General features: G+C 72.3%; 19 protein-coding genes. 13 read left to right on the forward strand and 6 right to left on the reverse strand.

The genetic code is table 11. From position 1 onward, the window contains the following. Nucleotides 1-4: 4 nt before the first annotated feature. Nucleotides 5-1,411 carry an MFS transporter gene (locus tag BM236_RS16665; protein ID WP_091126140.1) on the reverse strand — a complete coding sequence of 469 codons (1,407 nt, stop codon included), beginning with the start codon at nucleotides 1,409-1,411 and terminating at the stop codon, nucleotides 5-7. 70 nt (nucleotides 1,412-1,481) lie between these two features. Between BM236_RS16665 and BM236_RS16670 the strand changes: the two genes are divergently transcribed. From BM236_RS16670 to BM236_RS16685, 4 genes are read left to right on the forward strand one after another with little or no spacing between them, the layout of a single operon-like run. Continuing rightward, complete coding sequence (locus tag BM236_RS16670; RefSeq protein WP_245750392.1) at nucleotides 1,482-2,066, forward strand: TetR/AcrR family transcriptional regulator; 585 nt, start codon at nucleotides 1,482-1,484, stop codon at nucleotides 2,064-2,066. Next, nucleotides 2,063-2,956 carry a carbohydrate kinase family protein gene (locus BM236_RS16675; RefSeq protein ID WP_245750393.1) on the forward strand — a complete coding sequence of 298 codons (894 nt, stop codon included), beginning with the start codon at nucleotides 2,063-2,065 and terminating at the stop codon, nucleotides 2,954-2,956. Before BM236_RS16670 ends, BM236_RS16675 begins: the two co-directional genes overlap by 4 nt. Further along, nucleotides 2,953-3,900, forward strand: coding sequence for a pseudouridine-5'-phosphate glycosidase (locus BM236_RS16680; protein WP_091126144.1), 948 nt, complete (start codon nucleotides 2,953-2,955; stop codon nucleotides 3,898-3,900). Before BM236_RS16675 ends, BM236_RS16680 begins: the two co-directional genes overlap by 4 nt. A gap of 14 nt (nucleotides 3,901-3,914) precedes the next feature. Then, nucleotides 3,915-5,687: a DUF429 domain-containing protein gene (locus tag BM236_RS16685; RefSeq protein WP_091126147.1), complete on the forward strand. Its 1,773-nt coding sequence runs from the start codon at nucleotides 3,915-3,917 to the stop codon at nucleotides 5,685-5,687. Nucleotides 5,688-5,705: 18 nt separating this feature from the next. Here BM236_RS16685 and BM236_RS16690 read toward each other — a convergent pair whose 3' ends face one another. The 3 genes from BM236_RS16690 to BM236_RS16700 all read right to left on the reverse strand — a co-directional run bounded on the left by BM236_RS16690 (nucleotide 5,706) and on the right by BM236_RS16700 (nucleotide 8,277). Beyond that, complete coding sequence (locus tag BM236_RS16690) at nucleotides 5,706-6,587, reverse strand: sigma-70 family RNA polymerase sigma factor (protein WP_091126149.1); 882 nt, start codon at nucleotides 6,585-6,587, stop codon at nucleotides 5,706-5,708. 138 nt (nucleotides 6,588-6,725) lie between these two features. Then, nucleotides 6,726-7,223 (reverse strand): hypothetical protein, encoded by a 498-nt coding sequence (locus tag BM236_RS16695; RefSeq protein WP_139230136.1) that lies wholly within the window; start codon nucleotides 7,221-7,223, stop codon nucleotides 6,726-6,728. A 64-nt stretch (nucleotides 7,224-7,287) separates the two neighbouring features. Then, entirely contained in the window at nucleotides 7,288-8,277 is a 990-nt protein-coding gene (locus BM236_RS16700; RefSeq protein ID WP_091126153.1) for an LLM class F420-dependent oxidoreductase, read from the reverse strand. Nucleotides 8,278-8,307: 30 nt separating this feature from the next. Here BM236_RS16700 and BM236_RS16705 point away from each other — a divergent pair, with 30 nt between their 5' ends. Beyond that, entirely contained in the window at nucleotides 8,308-8,823 is a 516-nt protein-coding gene (locus tag BM236_RS16705; RefSeq protein ID WP_091126155.1) for a mycothiol transferase, read from the forward strand. Here BM236_RS16705 and BM236_RS16710 read toward each other — a convergent pair. After that, nucleotides 8,818-10,065: a hypothetical protein gene (locus BM236_RS16710; protein WP_091126156.1), complete on the reverse strand. Its 1,248-nt coding sequence runs from the start codon at nucleotides 10,063-10,065 to the stop codon at nucleotides 8,818-8,820. The two genes, BM236_RS16705 and BM236_RS16710, sit on opposite strands and share 6 nt — an antisense overlap. Before the next feature lie 93 nt (nucleotides 10,066-10,158). Next, the gene (locus tag BM236_RS16715; protein WP_217645384.1) at nucleotides 10,159-11,448 is read right to left on the reverse strand and encodes an MFS transporter; all 1,290 of its coding nucleotides are present in this window, start codon (nucleotides 11,446-11,448) and stop codon (nucleotides 10,159-10,161) included. 150 nt (nucleotides 11,449-11,598) lie between these two features. On the opposite strand from BM236_RS16715, the gene BM236_RS16720 reads away from it, so the two are divergent. The 8 genes from BM236_RS16720 to mctP all read left to right on the forward strand — a co-directional run bounded on the left by BM236_RS16720 (nucleotide 11,599) and on the right by mctP (nucleotide 18,913). After that, nucleotides 11,599-11,982 carry a YciI family protein gene (locus tag BM236_RS16720; protein WP_091126159.1) on the forward strand — a complete coding sequence of 128 codons (384 nt, stop codon included), beginning with the start codon at nucleotides 11,599-11,601 and terminating at the stop codon, nucleotides 11,980-11,982. A 1-nt stretch (nucleotide 11,983) separates the two neighbouring features. Continuing rightward, nucleotides 11,984-12,349, forward strand: coding sequence for a YciI family protein (locus BM236_RS16725; RefSeq protein ID WP_091126160.1), 366 nt, complete (start codon nucleotides 11,984-11,986; stop codon nucleotides 12,347-12,349). 7 nt (nucleotides 12,350-12,356) lie between these two features. After that, entirely contained in the window at nucleotides 12,357-13,574 is a 1,218-nt protein-coding gene (locus BM236_RS16730; protein WP_091126163.1) for an RNA polymerase sigma factor, read from the forward strand. A gap of 61 nt (nucleotides 13,575-13,635) precedes the next feature. Beyond that, on the forward strand, nucleotides 13,636-15,582 hold the full coding sequence (locus BM236_RS16735; RefSeq protein ID WP_091126164.1) for a M3 family metallopeptidase: 1,947 nt from the start codon (nucleotides 13,636-13,638) through the stop codon (nucleotides 15,580-15,582). Between the two features lie 264 nt (nucleotides 15,583-15,846). Further along, nucleotides 15,847-16,545: a PadR family transcriptional regulator gene (locus BM236_RS16740; protein ID WP_091126167.1), complete on the forward strand. Its 699-nt coding sequence runs from the start codon at nucleotides 15,847-15,849 to the stop codon at nucleotides 16,543-16,545. After that, on the forward strand, nucleotides 16,542-16,940 hold the full coding sequence (locus tag BM236_RS16745) for a DUF1707 SHOCT-like domain-containing protein (protein WP_091126168.1): 399 nt from the start codon (nucleotides 16,542-16,544) through the stop codon (nucleotides 16,938-16,940). Before BM236_RS16740 ends, BM236_RS16745 begins: the two co-directional genes overlap by 4 nt. 81 nt (nucleotides 16,941-17,021) lie before the next feature. Beyond that, on the forward strand, nucleotides 17,022-17,288 hold the full coding sequence (locus BM236_RS16750; RefSeq protein ID WP_091126171.1) for a DUF3311 domain-containing protein: 267 nt from the start codon (nucleotides 17,022-17,024) through the stop codon (nucleotides 17,286-17,288). Beyond that, a complete protein-coding gene (mctP, locus tag BM236_RS16755) occupies nucleotides 17,285-18,913 on the forward strand; it encodes a monocarboxylate uptake permease MctP (RefSeq protein WP_091126173.1) in 1,629 nt (542 codons plus the stop codon). Before BM236_RS16750 ends, mctP begins: the two co-directional genes overlap by 4 nt. Nucleotides 18,914-19,262 lie beyond the last annotated feature (349 nt).

The following is a 19,262-nucleotide window of genomic DNA, read 5'->3' on the forward strand; positions in this document are numbered from 1 at the left end:
CCGCTCAGCGCCGACGCGGGGTGAACAGCGCCGCCACGAAGCCGACCGCGACGACGCCCGCGCCGGTGAGCAGCGCCGGACCGACCGCGCCGTCGTAGCCGTTCGGGGCGATCTGGCCGCCGTTGCCGAGGAAGACGGCGGTCAGCAGCGCGATGCCGAGCGCGACGCCGAACTCCCGGATCGTCGAGTTCGCCGACGAGGCGGTGGCGAAGTCGTCGTCGGGCAGCCCGTCGAGGGTGGCGTTGGAGACCGACGGGAAGACCAGCCCCATGCCGATGCCGGCCATGGCGAGCGCCGGGACGAAGGCGGAGTACGACGACCCCGACTCGGTCAGCCCGGCGAACCAGACCAGCGACGCGGCCTGCAGCGCGAGCCCGACGAGCAGCAGCGGCCGGACGCCGACCCGCGACGCCAGGAGGCCGGCCACGGGGGCGACGACCATCGGAGCCGCCGTCCACGGGAGCGTGCGGACGCCCGCACCGAGCGGCGAGAAGCCCTGGACGACCTGGAGGTACTGCGAGAGCAGGAAGACCGCGCCGAACATCCCGGCCGTGAAGCCCAGGGCGACCAGGTTGGCGACCGTGAAGCTGCGCGACGCGAAGAGTCGCAGGGGGAGCACCGCGTCGGTGCGGCGCCGCGCGTGGACGACGTACGCCGGCAGCAGGGCCGCGGCGGCGACGAGCGGGGTGAGGACCCCGGCCGACGACCAGCCGTCGTCGTTGCCGTGCACGATGCCCCAGATGCCGAGGAAGACGGCGCCGCCGAGCATCGCCGCGCCGAGCAGGTCGAGACGCTGCCAGGTCCCGCGGGACTCCGACACCGCCGCCAGGACGAGCGGCAGCGCGACGATCGCGACCGGGACGTTGAGCCAGAAGATCGCCTGCCAGCTGACCCCCTCGACCACTGCACCGCCGACGACCGGACCGAGCGCGACACCGAGCCCGGAGACGCCGCCCCAGATGCCGATGGCCGCCGGCCGCAGCCGTTCGGGCACGTTGGCCGCGAGCAGGGTCAGCGAGAGCGGCATGACCGCCGCCGCGCCGAGGCCCTGGACCGCGCGGGCGACGATCAGCGCGCTGGAGGAGTCCGCCAGCGCCGACCCGATCGAGGCCAGCGTGAAGACGACGATGCCCGCGACCATCACGCGGCGCCGGCCGAGCCGGTCACCGAGGGTCGCGGCCGGCAGCATGAAGGTGGCGAACGCCAGGGTGTAGGCGTTCAGGAACCACGACAGGTCACTGACGCTCGCGTTCAGGTCGGCCTGGATGACGGGCAGCGCGCTGGTCATCACCAGGTTGTCGAGGGTGGCCATGAACATCGGCAGGCTGACTGCCGCGATCGTGAGCCACAGCGGGACCCGCCGAACCGCCCGGGCCGGGGTGTCGGCCCGCTGGCCGGCGAGTGCGGACATTGCTCCTCCAAGAAGTTGGCATTGAATGATTACAAGCGATGCCGACGACAATAAGTAATCAACTGATAACATGTCAACCGTGAACACCCGGATGCCTGCCGAGGAGCGCCGCGAGCTCGTCCTCCAAGCCGCGACGCGAGCGTTCGCGGCGAGCGGCTACGCGGGCACGAGCACCGACGCGGTCGCCAAGGAGGCCGGCGTCAGCCAGCCGTACGTCGTCAGGATGTTCGGCACCAAGCTGGAGCTCTTCCTCGCCGTGTTCGGCCGCGCCTGCGCCCAGATCGAGGGCGCGTTCCGCGGCGTGCTCGCGGAGGGTCCGTTCGATCCCGCGAGCGAGGACGACAAGGAGCGGATGGCGCTGGCCTACAGCGCGCTGCTGGCCGACACCGACTTCCTGCACGTCCTGATGCACGGGTTCTCCGCCAGCGGCGTGCCCGAGATCGGCGTCCAGGCGCGCGAGGGCATGGCGCGCATCTACGCGACGCTCGTCGAGACCGGCTGGCCGGCCGAGCAGGTCCGCGACTTCATCGCGCACGGCATGCTTCTCAACGTGCTGGTGTCGATCGGAGCCGTCGGTGACCTGTCCGGCATGCCCGGCGCCCTCGGCGAGCTCGTCGAGGCCTGCATGCCCGACGAGCTGCGGATCGGCCGGTGAGCGTCGTCGTCCTCGGCGGCGCCAACGTCGACCTCAAGGCCCGCAGCGCCGCCGCGCTCGTCCCCGGCACCAGCAACCCCGGCAGCGCGACGTTGTCGGCGGGTGGCGTCGGGCGCAACATCGCCGAGAACCTCGCCCGCCTGGGTACGCCGACCGCGCTGGTCACTGCCATCGGGACCGACGCCCTCGGTGAGGACCTGCTGGTGAGCACCGCCGCGGCGGGCGTCGACGTGTCGCTGGTCAGGCGCCGCGGAGCGACGGGCACCTACACCGCCGTCCTCGACCACTCCGGCGAGCTCTCGGTGGCGGTCGCCGACATGGCGGCGATCGAGTCCCTCACGCCGGAGGACGTCGCCGCCGTGGCGGACCGTCTCGCCGCGGCCGACCTCGTCGTCGTCGACGCCAACCTGCTCCCCGCGACCGTCACGGTGGCGCTGGACGTCGCGGCGGCGGCCGGCGTACCCGTCGTGGTGGAGCCGGTGTCGGTGCCCAAGGCCGTCCGGCTCGCGGCGGCGGTCCGCCGCCCGCTCTTCCTGCTCACCCCCAATCGCGAGGAGCTCGCCGCGCTGACCGGGCTCGACGACCCATCGGACGCCCTGGCCGCGCTGCACGGTCAGGGCGCCGAGCTGGTCTGGCTGCGCCGCGGGCCGGCCGGCTCGCTGCTCTCCTCGCGCGACGGCGTCGTCGAGCTGGCACCGGTCACCGGCGGGGTGGTCGACGTGACGGGCGCTGGTGACGCCATGCTGGCGGCCTTCTGTCACTTCCTGCTCGCCGGGGCGACGCCGCAGGAGGCCGCTCGCCTCGGCCATGCCGCGGCCGCCCTGACCGTGGCCGGCCCGGCCACCGTCCGACCCGACCTGTCCGAGGCCCTCGTGAGGAGCTCCGCATGAGCCAGATCCAACTGACCGACGAGGTCGCCGACGCCCTCGCGCAGGGGCGCCCCGTCGTCGCCCTGGAGAGCACGATCATCAGCCACGGCATGCCCTACCCGCGCAACGTGGAGATGGCCCGCGAGGTCGAGGCGATCGTGCGGGAGGGCGGTGCGGTGCCGGCCACCATCGCCGTGCTCGGCGGTGTGCCCCGGGTCGGGCTGACCGAGGACGCCCTCGAGCTGCTCGCCTCCGACCCCGAGGTGATCAAGGTGTCGGTGCGCGACCTGCCCTACGTGGTCGCCCGCGGCCTGCACGGCGCCACCACCGTCGCCGCGACGATGCGGCTGGCGTCGCTGGCCGGGATCCACGTCTTCGTCACGGGCGGGCTCGGCGGCGTCCACCGCAGGGCGCAGCAGTCCTTCGACATCTCCGCCGACCTCACCGAGCTCGGACAGACGTCCGTCGCCGTCGTGTCCGCGGGCGTGAAGTCGATCCTCGACATCGGGCTGACCCTGGAGACGCTCGAGACGCTCGGGGTCCCCGTGCTGGTCACCGGCGCCGACGAGTTCCCGTCGTTCTACTCCCGCTCGTCCGGCTTCGCCGCGCCGATGCGGGTCGACGGCGCCGTGGAGACTGCGGCCGTGCTGCGCGCGAAGTGGTCGCTCGGCCTGCCCGGCGGCGTCGTCATCGCCCACCCGATCCCCGTCGCCGACGAGATCCCCGCCGCCGAGATCGGCGGCATCATCGACCGGGCGCTGGCCGACGCCGACCGGCTCGGGATGACGGGCAAGGACATCACGCCCTACCTGCTCGGCCGCATCGTCGAGATCACCGACGGCGCCTCGCTGACCGCCAACATCGCGCTGGTGAAGAACAACGCGACGTTCGGCGCCGCCCTCGCCGTCGCCTACGCCGACATGCCGGCCGACATGCCGGCCCACATGCCGATCGGCGGCGAGTAGGGCAGGCTGCGGGCATGTCGTCGACGCCTCCCCTGCACCTGGTCGGCATCGACCTCGCCTGGGGCCAGCGCCAGCCCACCGGCCTGGCCGTGCTCGACGAGACCGGTCGCCTGCTCCACATCGGCGCCGTCCGCACCGACGACGAGATCGAGACCGCGCTGGCGGCGTACGTCGAGGGCGGCTGCGTCGTCGCCGTCGACGCACCGCTGATCGTCCGCAACGCGACCGGCAACCGGCCGGCCGAGGCCGCGCTCAACCGCGACTTCGCCCGGTTCGACGCCGGCGCGCACCCCTCGAACACCGGCAAGCCCGAGTTCGCCGACGGCACCCGCGGCCAGCGGATCGCGGCGCGGCTGGGCCTCGACCTCAACCCGCGCTCGGGCCGGTCGAGGCGGGCCATCGAGGTCTATCCGCACCCGGCGACGGTCGCGCTGTTCCGGCTCGGGCGGACGCTGAAGTACAAGAACAAGCCCGGCCGCACGCTGGTCTCCCTGCGCGGCGACCTGCTCGCGCTGATGAACCTGCTCGAAGGGCTCGCCGACTCCGCGGTGCCGCTCCACGTCGAGGGCCCGGCGTGGGCGGAGCTGCGCCACCGGGTCGCCCAGGCCCAGCGCAAGAGCGAGCTGCGGGTCGTCGAGGACCAGGTCGACGCCGTCGTCTGCGCCTACGTCGCCATGCTCGCGGTCAGGGCGCCGGAGCGGGTCACCGTCTACGGCGACGACGAGCCGGGCGGCTGGCAGGACGGCTACATCGTCACGCCGACGCTGCCGGCCGACCACCGTCCCACCCCGCGCGAGCGGCGCACGGCGGGACCGGCCCGACCCGCCGTCGACGAGTACGCCGCCCAGCACCCCACCCTCGTCCAGGCCGGCCACCAGGCGGCCGACCTCGTCCGGCAGGTGCTCGACGAAGCCGGCATCAACTACCTGACCGTCACCGGTCGGACCAAGAGCATCGCCAGCTTCGCCGAGAAGGCATCGCGGACCCGCGACGGCCGGCTGCTCTACACCGACCCCCTCCGGGAGATCACCGACCAGCTGGGCGTACGCGTGGTGACCTACGTGCTCAGCGACGTCGACGTGGTCGCTGAGCTGCTGGCCGACCAGGCGGTCGTGGTCGACGACCGGGACATGGGCCAGGAGACGGCCGACGAGGGCCGGTTCGGCTACGCGAGCCGGCACCTGCTGCTCGAGGTCCCCCCGGGGCCCGGGCACGAGCTCCTCGGCGGGCGGGTGGTGCAGGTGCAGATCCGCACCGTGCTGCAGCACGCCTGGGCGGAGTTCGAGCACGCGATCCGCTACAAGGGCACCATCCCCGCCGAGCACGCGAGCGACCTGGACCGCCGCTTCACGCTGGCCGCCGGCCTCATCGAGCTGGCCGACCGCGAGTTCACCACGATCCGGGACCGGCTGCGGTCGGCCCCGGCGGAGCCCGTCGTCGAGCCCGCCGCCGTGGACGACCCGCGGCTCGACCCGCGCGAGCTCGCCGCCTTCCTCGCCGGGCAGTACGCCGACGCCGGCTGGTCGCGCGCCGACCACTACGCCTGGATCTCGGGCCTGCTGCTGGAGCTCGGCGTGACGTCGTTCGCCGAGCTCGCCGACGTGCTCCGACCCACCGACGCCCGGCGCATCAACGAGCGGATGGGCTACCGCTACCCGCCCGGTGCGGTCCGCCGGCTCGACGACGCCCTGCTCGCGGTCTTCGGTGAGCGGTACGTCGACCTGCACGGCAACGCCCACCGGGCCGCCCTCCTCCGCCAGCGGCTGGAGCGGCTCCGGGCGGGCTGAGTCCACCCGAGCCGTCCCTCACGCGCCTCGGGCCGGGTTGCCCGCGATCTCGACCTCCATCCGGCGCAGCATCTCCGGGTCGGCGACCAGGTCGACGCACGTGATCCGTCCGTCGGCGACGGTGAACAGGAAGGCCACCTTGACCTCGCGGTGGTGCACCCACGCGGCGGCGGTCCAGCCGTCGACGGTCACGGGCTGGGCGCCGCGGACACCGTTGAAGCGGGCCGCGACGGCGTCCGCACCGGCGTAGATCGGCTCGGTGCCCAGCGAGATGCCGGCCGGGTCGGCGGTCATGATCGCGTCGGGCGCGAGCAGCTCGAGCAGCCGGTTGAGGTCACCGCCCCGCGCCGCGTCGAGGAAGGCGTCGACGACCTGGCGGTGCGACCGGCGCTCGGCCTCGGCCCGCTCGTCGACACCGCCGCCCGCGACGGCGCGCCGGCCGCGTGAGGCCAGCTGCCGCACGGCCGCGGGCGACCGTCCGAGGACGCCGGCGACATCGTCGAACGGGACCCCGAAGAGGTCGTGCAGCACGAAGGCCACCCGCTCCGCCGGCGACAGCGTCTCGAGGACGATGACCAGCGCTGCTCCGACCTGGTCGGCCAGCACCGCCTCGGCCTCGGGGTCGACGGGTTCCCCCGCGCTCGCCGGCGTCCCCGGGGACACGGCCGCCGGGTCGTCGTACGGCTCGACGTGCTTGCGCGAGCGCAGCTGGTCGAGGCAGAGCCGGGAGACGACGGTCGTCAGCCAGGCCGCGACGTTGTCGACGTCGGACGTGCGAGCCAGCCGCAGCCAGGCCTCCTGGACGACGTCGTCGGCCTCGGCGGTCGAGCCGAGGATGCGCGCCGCGATGGCGCGCAGCCGCGGTCGCTCGGTCTCGAACTCCTCCGCGCGCTGGTCCATGGCTCCATCCTCCCGGTCGGTGGCCCGGTCCGGGCCGTCGAGGGGTCGACGTACGGCGGCCGGGAGATGTGACGGGATCGGTGTGGACGTCTCGCGACGGACGCTGCGCGCCCTCCTCGACCAGGGTGGTCGTGCGGGTCAGTCCTCCGCGAGCGGCTGCGGCGTACCGCCCTTGCCCTTGATCGTGTCGCGGCAGAGGAAGCCGGAGATGTGGGCGACCAGCAGCAGCGGCAGGATCGGGCCGAAGAAGCCGGCGACGCTGCCGCAGGCCGACGAGGGGGAGTGGCCGGCGATCCACCAGCCGAGGATGAAGAGCACCGATCCGAGCGAGACCACGAAGACGGCGCCGCTGCTGATGATCAGCACGCCGCGGCGGTGCAGCCGGTGCCGTAGGGGGATGGAGAGCAGGGCCATCCCGAGGACCCCGCCGGTCACGAAGCTCAGCGGCCCCGACGGCCAGCTGCCGACGGACCGGTCGCAGCCCGCGCTCGGCCCTTCGAAGAGCCGCGTCAGGCCGACCCAGAGGAACTCGACGACGACCGCGGCGAGGATGATCGCGAACACCCACAACGCCGCCCGACGCTCGCGCGTCAGTCCGCGTCGCAGCCTTCTGTCGAGGTCGTGCTGGAGAGCCATGTGGTCACCGTAGCCGCAGGATGTGCGCCAGGTCACACACCCTGACCCGGATCAGCGTCGCTGATCAGGAGGGCGCCGCCGCGCGCAGCCGCTCGAGCAGGGGACCGGCCGCCTCGTCCAGGAAGCGCTGCTGGCCCTCGTCGCCGACCTGCACGACCGCTACGTCGGTGAAGCCCGCCTCCCAGTAGGCCGACACCGCCTCCACGATCTTGTCGAGGTCCGGTCCGCAGGGGATCGACTCGGCGACGTCCTCGGGCCGGACGAACTGCGACGCGGCGGCGAAGCCGGCCGTCGTCGGCAGGTCGGCGTTGACGTTCCAGCCGCCGCCGAACCAGCGGAACTGCTCGTGGGCCCGCTGCACCGCTGCCTCCTCCGAGGGGTCCCAGCAGATCGGGATCTGGCCGATGGCGCGGGCGCCGTCGCCGATCGTGGGTGCGCCGGCGGCGCCGTTCCACATGGTGATCACCTCGGCCTTGGGCTCGACGGCGATCAGGTCGTCGGCCAGGGGAGCGAACCGCTCGACGGCGCGCTCGCCGGCCACGGCGACCGCGATCCGCACCGCATCCTCCGGCAGGTCCCACAGCCGCGCGGAGTCGACGTCGAAGTGGTCGCCACGGAAGGTGACCAGCTCGCCGGCGAAGAGCTCGCGGATGATCTCGACGGCCTCGGCGAGCATCTCGTGCCGTGTCTCGAGGCCGGGCCAGCCGTCGCCGACCGTGTGCTCGTTGAGGTTCTCGCCGCTCCCGAGCCCGAGGGTGAACCGGCCGTCGCTGAGCAGCCCCAGTGTTGCCGCCTTCTGGGCGACGACGGCCGGGTGGTAGCGCATCGTCGGACACGTCACGTAGGTCATCAGCCCGACCCGCTCGGTCGCCTGGGCCACGGCGCCGAGCACGGACCACGCGTAGGACGCGTGCCCCTGCTCGGTCAGCCATGGCGAGTAGTGGTCGCTGGAGACCTCGAAGTCGAAGCCCGCCCGCTCCGCGGCGATCGCATAGGACACCAGCTCGCGCGGGCCGCTCTGCTCGGTCATGAGGGTGTAGCCGAACCTGGTCATGGCCCTCGGTAACCGGGCTACCGTGGCGGCATGACCCCTTCCGACCTGCTGAAGGATGCGTACACCCGCGTCGTGGAGAGCGCCGAGAGCGTCGTCGACGGGCTCTCCGAGGACCAGCTGGCCGCGCGCCCCGCTCCCGACGCCAACCCGATCGCCTGGCTGGTCTGGCACCTGGCCCGCGTGCAGGACGACCACGTCGCCGAGGTCGCCGGGACCGAGCAGGTCTGGACGTCGCAGGGGTACGCCGACCGGTTCGGCCTGCCCTTCGACGTCGGTGCGACCGGCTACGGCCAGACGAGCGAGCAGGTCGGTCGGGTCCGCGCGAGCGCCGACCTGCTCTCTGCCTACGTCCGCTCGGTGCACGAGCAGACGCTGGCGTTCCTCGCCACGCTGTCGGAGGAGGACCTCGACCGGGTCGTCGACCGGCGCTGGAACCCGCCGGTGACCCTCGGCGCGCGGCTGGTCAGCGTCGTCAACGACGACACCCAGCACGTCGGCCAGGCGGCGTACGTCAAGGGTCTGCTCGGTCAGGCGCCTCGCTCATAGACCCCGCAGCCGGAGCACCACCCCGCCGTGGTCGGACGGCCACAGCCCGGTCGCCGGGTCACGGTCGCGGGTCGACGTACCGGTGACGCGGCCGCGGTCGACGCGCAGCGCCCGCCCGGTGGCGGTCCGGCCGAAGACCATGTCGATGCGGTGGTCGAAGCCGGCGGCGGTCGGGTCGTCGACCGTCTCCGACAAGCCGGACGTCCAGCCCAGAGCGGCCGGCCGCCACCGCAGCCACTGGTCGGCGAAGGTCTGCGTGATCAGGTCGTAGGGCGCCTTGTGCGGCACGTGGTCGATCGGCTTGACCGAGCTGTTGAGCGGGTCGGAGTTGCAGTCGCAGACGAGGACGGTGCTCCGCCGGGACGCCGGCGCGCTGTCCAGGAGCTCGGTCGCCTGGGCCAGCGCGATGTCGGAGCTGAATGCCTCGAGGTGGGTGTTGACGAACCGGAACGAGCGCGACCCCGCGCGTACGTCGGCCCATTGGAAGCCCCGGTCGAAGTTCATCGGGACTCCGGCGATCGAGACGCTGAGGTTGGTGGCGTAGATCTGGTCGTGGGTGTCGAGCACCTTCACCGAGCTGTCCGCGCGCTCGAGGATGACGTCGCGCATCGTCATCCGGACGTCGCGGGCGTCGGCCGACCCGGTACCGGTGAAGCTGGGCGCCTCGACGTCCGCGCGCAGGCCGACGACCGCCGGCACGTAGTGCGCTCCCCGAGCGGCGAGCGCGTCGAGTAGCAGCTGCAGGTAGTCGTAGTCGGTGACCTGCGCGTTCGGGATGCCGACCTGGTCGAGCTGGAAGGGGCCGTGCCGCCACCAGGCGACCTCCTGCAGCCCGACGAGGGCGGGCCGGTTCGTCGCGATCTCCTGGGCGAGCAGCCCGGCGCGGACGGGGAAGTTCGTCCGGTCCACGATCGCCCGCGTCTCGTGCGTCGCGTTGGCGAGGGCGACGACCACCGCCTGCGGCGGCAGGCCCTGTGCCTGCGCGGCCTGCGCCGCCTCGACCGGCCGGTTGATGTCGGCGCCGAGGTAGATGTTGCGGGTCATCACCGTGACCGGCTTGCCGGCCTGACCGTGGCCGTGGTGATGCCGGTGTGCGTGCTGGCCGGCGTGGTGGCCCGGCTGGCCGTGGCCGGGGTGGCCGGCCGTCGCGGCGGCGGCCGGCAGCAGGGCGAGGGTGGCGGCCACCGCCGCGCCCACGAGGGCGTGGGCGATCGGCCGGACCGGTGACGTCGTTGTCAGCATCGGGCACTCCGGAGGGTCAGGGAGGGGCACCAGTGATGCTGGCCCCGCGCCCTCCGGTTGTCCATGACCCGAACGGGGGACGGTCGCGTGCGGCTACCTCGCCGCGACGTGCGCGGTCACGCGGTAGCGCACGAACGAGGGCACGGCGATCGCGGCGACGACCACGCCGACCACCACGAGGATGCCGCCGCCCGCAGCGGTGGTCGCGGCCCCGACGGCGGCCGCGGCGTAGCCGTGGGCGGTGTCGGCGATCCGCGGGCCTCCCGCCACGACCACCGTGAACACGCCCTGCAGCCGGCCGCGGACGGAGTCGTCCGCGGCGGACTGGAGCATCGCCGTGCGCAGCGCCGCCGACGCCATGTCGGCGGCCCCGCCGATCGCGAGCATCACCAGCGCGACCACGAGCATCGCGGTGCGGGTCGCGCCCGAGGCGTGCAGCGCCACTGCCGCGGCGACACCGAAGCCGGCCATCGCCAGGCCCCAGACGACGATCGCGACCACGACCGCCAGGCCCTGCCGCCTGATGTGCGAGACCCAGCCGCCGAGCACACCACCGATCACCGCGCCGGCGGGGATCGCGGCGAAGAGCAGCGCGAACGCCGTACCGCCCTCCGACGGCCCGCCGAAGTTGAGGTGCGCCATCTCGGGGAACAGTGCTCGGGGCATGCCGAAGACCATCGCGATGATGTCGACGACGAAGCTCATCAGCAGCACCGGCTGAGTGCGGAGGTAGACGAAGCCGTCGAACACCGAGCGCAGCCCGGGGCTCTGGGTGACCCCCTGGATCGGCAGCCTCGGGAGCCGGACGACGGCCCACAGGGTGGCCAGCAGGGAGAGCGTGTCGGCGAGGTAGAGCCAGGCGAAGCCGGTGAACGGGATCAGGATGCCCGCGACCAGCGGGCCGGCGATGGCTCCGGCGGTCGAGATGGTCATGCTCAGCGCGTTCGCCGCCGGCAGCAGGTCGGCGTCGACCAGGCGCGGATAGACCGCGGCGCGGGTCGGTTGGTTGACCGCGAAGAACGCCTGCTGCACCGCGAAGAGGAGCAGCAGCACCCAGACGTTGCTGTTGCCGAGCAGCGCCTGGAGCCAGAACAGGCCGCTCGTCGCGATCAGCCCGACGGTCGTGATCGTCAGGATCGTGCGCCGGTCGAACGCATCGGCGAGGGCGCCGCCGTAGAGGCCGAACACGACGAGCGGGACCAGTCCGAACACACCGGTCAGGCCGACGTACGCCGTCGAGCCGGTGTCGGCGTAGATCTGGGCCGGGACCGCGACGACCGTCAGCTGCGCCCCGATGACCGTGACGATGTTGGCGAGCCAGAGTCGACGGAAGTGTTCGTTGCGCAGCGGACGCGTGTCCGCCACGAGGTCTCTCAGCGCCACCGCTCGCCCTTCTGCTCTGCGTCGTCAACCTAGTGGTCGTCGGTTTTGCTTCCCGAATCGAAGAGGTTCGCGGCAGGCTGTCGGATCGGGGTGTGCCCGTTCGTGGCATGGGTGGAGGCGGCCGAAGGGGTCGCCCGAGAGGAGTGCGAGATGACGCAGTACCTGGTCGCCGTGGTCGGCGAGCCCGACTACGACACGCTGTCGCCGGAGGAGATGGAGCAGATCATGGCCGACGTCGGCGCCGTCGTCGCCGACGCCCAGGAGGCGGGGATCTTCGTCTTCGGCGGCGGCCTGCACGGCTCGGAGGCCACCACGGTCGTCGACGCCCGCAGCGGCACACCGGTCGTCACCGACGGCCCGTATGCCGAGACCAAGGAGGCGATGGGCGGCTTCTCGATCATCGACGTCGCCGACCTCGACGAGGCGCTGATGTGGGCGGGCCGCTTCTCCGCCGCCTGTCGCTGCCCGCAGGAGGTCCGTCCGTTCCAGGACGACCCCGATGCAGATGTTCCGACCCAGAGCGAGGAGAACTGAGATGACGCAGTACCTGATGAGCGTGCACGGCACCGAGGCCGACCACGACATGACGACCGGCGGCGGCTACGGGTCCCCCGAGGCGATGCGGGAGGCCATGGCCGAGACCGACCGCTACAACAAGCGGCTGCAGGCCGAGGGCTACTGGGTGTTCGCCGGTGGCCTGAAGGGGCCGTCGACCGCGACCGTCGTCGACGGCCAGGGCGCCCAGCCGGTCGTCACCGACGGCCCCTACCTGGAGTCCAAGGAGCACATCGGCGGCTTCTGGATCATCGAGGCGCCCGACCTCGACACCGCCCTCGCGCTCGCCGCGGACGCGTCCAAGGCGTGCCGCGGCAAGGTCGAGGTCCGGCCCTTCGAGGGCTGACGCCCGCATGGACCAGGCGTACGACGACGCCGCGCTCGCGCGGATCTTCCGCGACGAGTACGGCCGCGTGGTCGCCTCGCTGGCCCGCCGCTTCGGCGATCTCGACATCGCCGAGGAGGCGGCCGGCGAGGCACTGGTCGTCGCCGTCGAGAAGTGGGCGGCCGACGGCATTCCGCCCAACCCGGGCGGCTGGCTCACCACCACCGCCGGCAACAAGGCGCTCGACCGGCTCCGGCGGGAGTCCCTGCGCGACGCCAAGCACCAGGCGGCACTCATGATCACCGACGACACCCCTCCCGAACCGACCGGCCCGGTCGAGGACGACCGGCTCCGGCTGGTCTTCACCTGCTGCCACCCGGCCCTCCCGCCGGAGGCACGCGTGGCGCTGACGCTGCGCCTGCTCGGCGGTCTGACCGTCCCCGAGATCGCCCGGGCCTTCTTCGTGGCCGAGCCGGCCATGGGGCAGCGGATCACCCGGGCGAAGGCCAAGATCAAGGCGGCGCACATCCCCTTCAAGGTGCCCGCTGTCGCGGACCTCCCGGCCCGGCTCGACGCCGTGCTGGCGGTGGTCTACCTGGTCTTCAACGAGGGCTACCTCGCCGGCGAGGGCGACAGCCCCACGCGGGTCGACCTCTCCGACGAGGCCATCCGGCTGGCGCGCATCCTGCGCCAGCTGCTGCCGCGGGAACCCGAGGTGGCCGGCCTGCTCGCGCTGCTCCTGCTGACCGACGCCCGCCGCGCCTCCCGTTTCGCGGGCGGGGAGCTGGTCCCGCTCTCCGAGCAGGACCGGGCCGGCTGGGACCGCTCGCTCATCGAGGAGGGGCATGCCCTGGTCCGCGAGTGCCTGGCGACCAACCGGCCGGGCCGCTACCAGATCCTCGCCGCGATCAACGCCGTGCACACCGACGCCGCCCGGGCCGCCGACACCGACTGGCTGCAGGTGCTCGCGCTCTACGACCAGCTCCAGCGGATCGACCCCGGTCCCGTCGTCGCGCTCAACCGGGCGGTCGCGGTGGCCGAGGTCGACGGCCCCGACGTCGCGCTCGCGATCGTCGACCGGCTGCCGCTGACGACCTACCACGCCTGGCACGCGACGCGCGCCGAGCTGCTTCGCCGGGTCGGGCGCAGCGCGGAGGCGCGCGAGGAGTACGACGCCGCGGTGGCTGCGACCGGCAACGCCGCCGAGCAGGCCTACCTGACCCGGCGGCGCCGACAGCTCGTGTGAGCGCGGGGGCGCCGGGGAACTGTCGCGCTCGGGGAGCGCCGTTCCGCCTACGCTGGCCCGCGTGAACCCCCTGGACCTCCCCGCCGCCGACCGGACCCTCGCGTGGATCGAGGAGCGCACCCGCACCGGCCTGTCCCGCGCCCGCGAGCTCGCCGACGGCCTCCGCGGCGCCCCGCCGGCCGACCCGGTCGCGGCCCTGAAGGTCTGGGACGAGCTGTCGCTCGTGCTCGGCAACGTCGCCGCGCCCGCGTCGCTGCTCGCCAACGTCCACCCGCTCGAGGAGGTCCGCACCGCCTCGGAGGGGGCCGAGGTCGAGGTCGACCGGCTGGTCACCGAGCTCAACCAGGACCGGGCGCTCTACGACGTCTTCGCCGGCCTGGCCGTGCCCGAGGACCCGCTCGCCGCCCGGCTGCTGGAGAGGACCCTGCGCGACTTCCGCCGCGCGGGCGTCGACCGCGGCGACGACGTGCGGGCGCGCATCAAGGCGATCGACGAGCGGCTGACCGAGCTCGGGCAGGAGTTCTCCCGGATCATCCGCGACGACGTCCGGACGGTCAGGGTCGCGCCGGAGCGGCTCGCGGGGATGCCCGAGGACTGGCTGGCCGCCCACCCGGCCGGCGAGGACGGGCTCGTCACCGTCTCGACCGACTACCCCGACTCGGTGCCCGCGAGGATGTTCGTCCACGACGCCGACGTGCGCCGCCAGGTGACCGTCGCGTTCCTCGAGCGCGGCTGGCCGCACAACGACGCGGTGCTGCGCGAGATGCTCGCGCTGCGCCAGGAGCGGGCCGGGCTGGTCGGCCACGCCGACTGGCCGTCGTACGACGCCGAGGTGAAGATGATCGGGTCCGGGCCGGCCATCGCCGCGTTCATCGACAAGATCGCCGACGCCGCCGACGGCCCGATGCGGCGCGACCTCGACGTGGTGCTCGAGCGCTACCGCGAGGACGTGCCCGGAGCGAGCTCGATCACGTCCTCCGACCTGGGCTACTACCAGGAGCTGGTGCGCAAGGAGCAGCTCGAGGTCGACTCCCACCTGGTGCGCACCTACTTCGACTTCTCGAAGGTGCGCCAGGGCCTGCTCGACGTGACCGGGCGGCTCTTCGGGCTGCGCTACGAGCCGGTCGAGTGCGCCACGTGGCACGACGACGTGACGTCGTACGACGTCTTCCGGATCGCCGGCGGCGAGCACCTCGGCCGCATCCACCTGGACCTGCATCCGCGGGACGGCAAGTACAAGCACGCGGCCCAGTTCACGCTCGCCGACGGAGTCCTTCGAGACGGCTCGTCCCACGCCTCCTCAGGAACCATCACGCAACGTCAGCTCCCGGAGGGCGTCCTGGTCTGCAACTTCTCGCGGGGCCTGATGGAGCACGACCACGTCGTCACGCTCTTCCACGAGTTCGGCCACCTGCTCCACCACGTGCTCGGCGGGCAGGGCGAGTGGGTCCGGTTCGCCGGCGTGGCGACGGAGTGGGACTTCGTCGAGGCGCCGTCGCAGATGCTGGAGGAGTGGGCCTGGGACGCGTCGGTTCTTCGCGGCTTCGCCAGCACGGAGGCTGGTGAGCCGATCCCGAGCGGGCTCGTCGAGAGGATGCGGGCCGCCGACGACTTCGGCAAGGGCATCCAGGCGCGCCAGCAGATGTTCTACGCGGCGATGTCCTACTACTTCCACGCCGAGCAGCCGGAGGACCTCACGGCCCGGATGGTCGAGCTGCAGGAGCGGTACGCGCCGACGTCCTGGGTCGAGGGCACCCACATGTTCGCCAACTTCGGCCACCTGGGCGGCTACTCGTCGGCCTACTACACCTACATGTGGTCTCTGGTGATCGCGAAGGACATGTTCAGCGCCTTCGACCCGGCCGACCTGTTCGCTCCGGACGTGGCCGGTCGCTACCGCGATCGTGTGCTGGCCCGCGGTGGCGAGGAGGACGCCGCCGACCTGGTCGCCGACTTCCTCGGCCGCCCGTTCACCTTCGATTCCTACGCCGCCTGGCTCGCCTCGTAGCTAGGCCTCGTAGCTAGATTGGCGCCATCGCTCCCATCGAGGAGGCGCCATGTTGCCCTGGGTCATCGGTGTCGTCGTGCTTGCCGTCGTGGTGTGGGCGTTCTAGCCACGGCGCCGAGTGCGGTCGGCCCGGTCTTCTTGTTCTCGTCCGCAATCCACTTGGCCGCCCCGATCTCTGGACGTACGCTCGCGATATATCGCGACACGTCAGCGACCTGTCAGCGACATCCACCGATAGACGGCGATCCTCTGGGAGGGGACGAGATGAACGACTTCAAGCGTGCATGGAACCATCATCCGGGCGGCCGCGGGCCGTGGGGCGAGTGGACCGACCAGCCCGGTCCGGGCCGGGGTCACCGGGGCGGTCCGCCGCCGTGGGCATCGGCACTCTTCGGGTTCCAGCAGCCCGAGCCGCAGCGACGCGGCCCGAGGGTGCGGCGGGGCGACGTCCGCTCCGCGATCCTCGGTGTGCTCGCCGAGGCCAAGGCGTCCGGTGAGCACGTCAACGGCTACCAGGTCATCCAGCAGATCGCCGCGCGCAGCAAGGGCGAGTGGCGGCCCAGCCCCGGGTCGGTCTACCCGACCATCCAGCAGCTCGAGGACGAGGGGCTCATCGAGACCGACGAGGCGGGCGGGCGCCGTGCCATCCGGCTGACGGCGGAGGGCGAGGCCTGGGTCTCCGGCCACGCCGACGAGATCGAGGCGGTGTGGCGGCCGTTCGCCGACCGCGACGAGCCCGCCCGCGGCGAGTTCGGCAAGACCCTGAAGTCCGAGATCGGGCAGGTCGCAGGCGCCGTCTGGCAGCTCGCGACGCAGGGCGACGAGGCGCAGCGCGCCCGGGCGCTCGAGGTGCTGGTCGAGACCCGCCGCCGGCTCTACGGCATCCTCGCCGACGGCCCGGAGGCGGGCGACGCGGGCGGTGAGGCCGCGGCCACCGAGGAACCGGAGGACGATGAGCGATGACCGGTGAGATCCGGATCGGCGACGCTGAGCGAGAGCGGGCCGCGGAGATCCTCGGCGACCACTACGCCGCCGGCCGTCTCGACCACGAGGAGTACGCCGAGCGGCTCGACGCCATCTGGTCGGCCCGAACCCGCGGCGACCTCGACGTGCTCTTCCACGACCTGCCCCGGCCGGTCGTGGAAGAGCCCGTGGCCCGGGCGCCGCACGGGCCCCGTCGGCCCGGCCTGCCGGTCCCGCTGATCGTGCTCGCGGTCGTCCTCGCCGCCTTCGTGGTCACCCACATCCCGTTCATCCTGTTCGCGCTCGTGGTGGTGCTGGTCGTCAAGGGCGGCCGACAGCGGCGGTGGGCGACCGGACGGCATGGGCAGAGAAGCGGATTCCCCGGCCGCTGGTAGCGGGTCGTGCATGACGAAACCCTCGGTGGTGACTAGGGTCACGCCCGAGGGTTTCGCACTGCATTTCGGGAAGGTGGGCTCATGCCTGCAAGCAACTCGCGGCCACTCTGGATCCTGGTGGGGATCCTGCTCGTGCCGCCGATCGTCGTACCGCTCCTCGTGGGTCTCTACGACAAGGACGACCCCCGGCTCTGGGGTTTCCCCTTCTACTACTGGTTCCAGTTCCTGCTGATCCCGTGTGCGGCGGCCTTCACCGTGGCCGCCTACTACGTCGCCAAGGAGGCGGTGCGGCGCGACCGTGTCGCGAAGGGCCTCCCCGACCTCGACAGCAACGGTGAGCGCCGATGAACGCCTTGGCCTTCAGCGTCTTCATCTTCCTGTTCCTCGTCGTCACCGTGCTGGGCTTCGCGGCCGCCCGCTGGCGCCGCGCCGCCTCGCTGGACAGCCTCGACGAGTGGGGCCTCGGCGGCCGCGGCTTCGGCACGTTCATCGCCTGGTTCCTCATCGGCGGCGACATCTACACCGCCTACACCTTCATCGCGGTCCCGGCGACGCTGTACGCCGGCTCCGTGACCGGGTTCTTCGCGGTCCCCTACACGATCGTCGTCTACCCGATCATCTTCGCCTTCCTGCCCCGGCTGTGGTCGGTGAGCCACCGGCACGGCTACGTCACGCCGGCCGACTTCGTCGAGGGCCGCTACGGCTCCAAGGGCCTCAGCCTGGCCGTCGCGGTCACCGGCATCGTCGCGACGATGCCCTACATCGCGCTCCAGCTCGTCGGCATGCAGGTCGTGCTCGAGGTGATGGGGCTGCAGAGCAGCAGCGACAACTGGTTCGTCAAGGACCTGCCGCTCTTCGTCGCCTTCGTCATCCTGGCGGCCTACACCTACTCGAGCGGCCTGCGGGCGCCCGCCCTGATCGCGTTCGTCAAGGACACGCTGATCTACATCGTGATCATCGTGGCGGTCATCTACATCCCGCACCACCTCGGTGGCTGGGGCCACGTCTTCGACTCCGCGAAGAGCAGCTTCGACGACTTCAACACGACCAACGCCGACGCGATCGCGGCAGGCAAGGCGAACGGGCGCGGCATCATCCCGCCGCCGGCGGCGCACTGGGCCTACGCGTCGCTCGCGCTCGGCAGCGCGATGGCGCTCTTCATGTACCCGCACTCGATCACCGGTGTGCTGTCGACGAAGAACCGCAACGTCATCCGGCGCAACGCGTCGCTGCTGCCGGCGTACTCGTTCCTGCTGGGTCTGCTCGCCCTGCTCGGCTTCGTCGCCATCGCGGCCGGCGTCAAGGTGGCCAACCCGCAGCAGTCGATCCCGCAGCTGTTCGAGAACGAGTTCCCGTCGTGGTTCGCGGGGGTCGCCTACGCCGCCATCGTGATCGGCGCCCTGGTGCCGGCCGCGATCATGTCGATCGCCGCGGCGAACCTGTGGACACGCAACGTCTACAAGGCGTTCATCAAGCCCGACGCGACGCCCGCGCAGGAGGCGCAGCAGTCCAAGCTCGTCTCGCTGGTGGTGAAGTTCGGCGCGCTGATCTTCGTCCTGGCGCTGTCGAAGGACTTCGCGATCAACCTGCAGCTGCTCGGCGGGGTCTGGATCCTGCAGACGCTGCCGGCCATCGTGGTCGGCCTCTACACCCGCTGGTTCCACCGATGGGCGCTGCTCGCCGGGTGGGCGGTGTCGATGATCTGGGGCACCTGGACCGAGTACGACATCGCGTCGCCGGTGCAGAAGCACTTCGGTGGCCCGCTCGCGACGTTCTGGGGCACCGACACCAAGGTCTACGTCGCCCTGATGGCGCTGCTGATCAACCTCGTCATCGCGATCGCCGGCACGCTGATCCTGCGGGCGCTCAAGGTCCCCGACGGTGTCGACTCGACGGCGCCGGCGGACTACAGCGTCGACGTGGGCGACACGGGCGTGGAGCCCGAGCTCTCCCCGGGCACCCCCGCCCACTGAGAGGTACTCGCTGGTCGAGTAGCCGTGAGCCTTCGCTGGTCGGGTAGCCGTGAGCCTTCGCTGGTCGGGTAGCCGTGAGCCTTCGCTGGTCGGGTAGCCGTGAGCCTTCGCTGGTCGAGTAGCCGCCGAGCGCCAGCGAGGCGGCGTATCGAGACCATCCCCGGGTAGTCTCGACAGGCCCTCGCCCAGCAGCTCGGGCTACTCGACCGGCGACAGGTGCGGGGAGGTCGGCGCTGCGCGGTTGACCCACTCCTGGATCACCTGCATGCCGACCCGCTCGTAGAGCGAGAGCGCGCCGGTCCGGGAGTCGGTGGACAGCCGTGACCGGACCGCGCCGTGGGCGCGGGCG

Source organism: Nocardioides terrae (assembly GCF_900112345.1).
Taxonomy (GTDB): domain Bacteria; phylum Actinomycetota; class Actinomycetes; order Propionibacteriales; family Nocardioidaceae; genus Nocardioides; species Nocardioides terrae.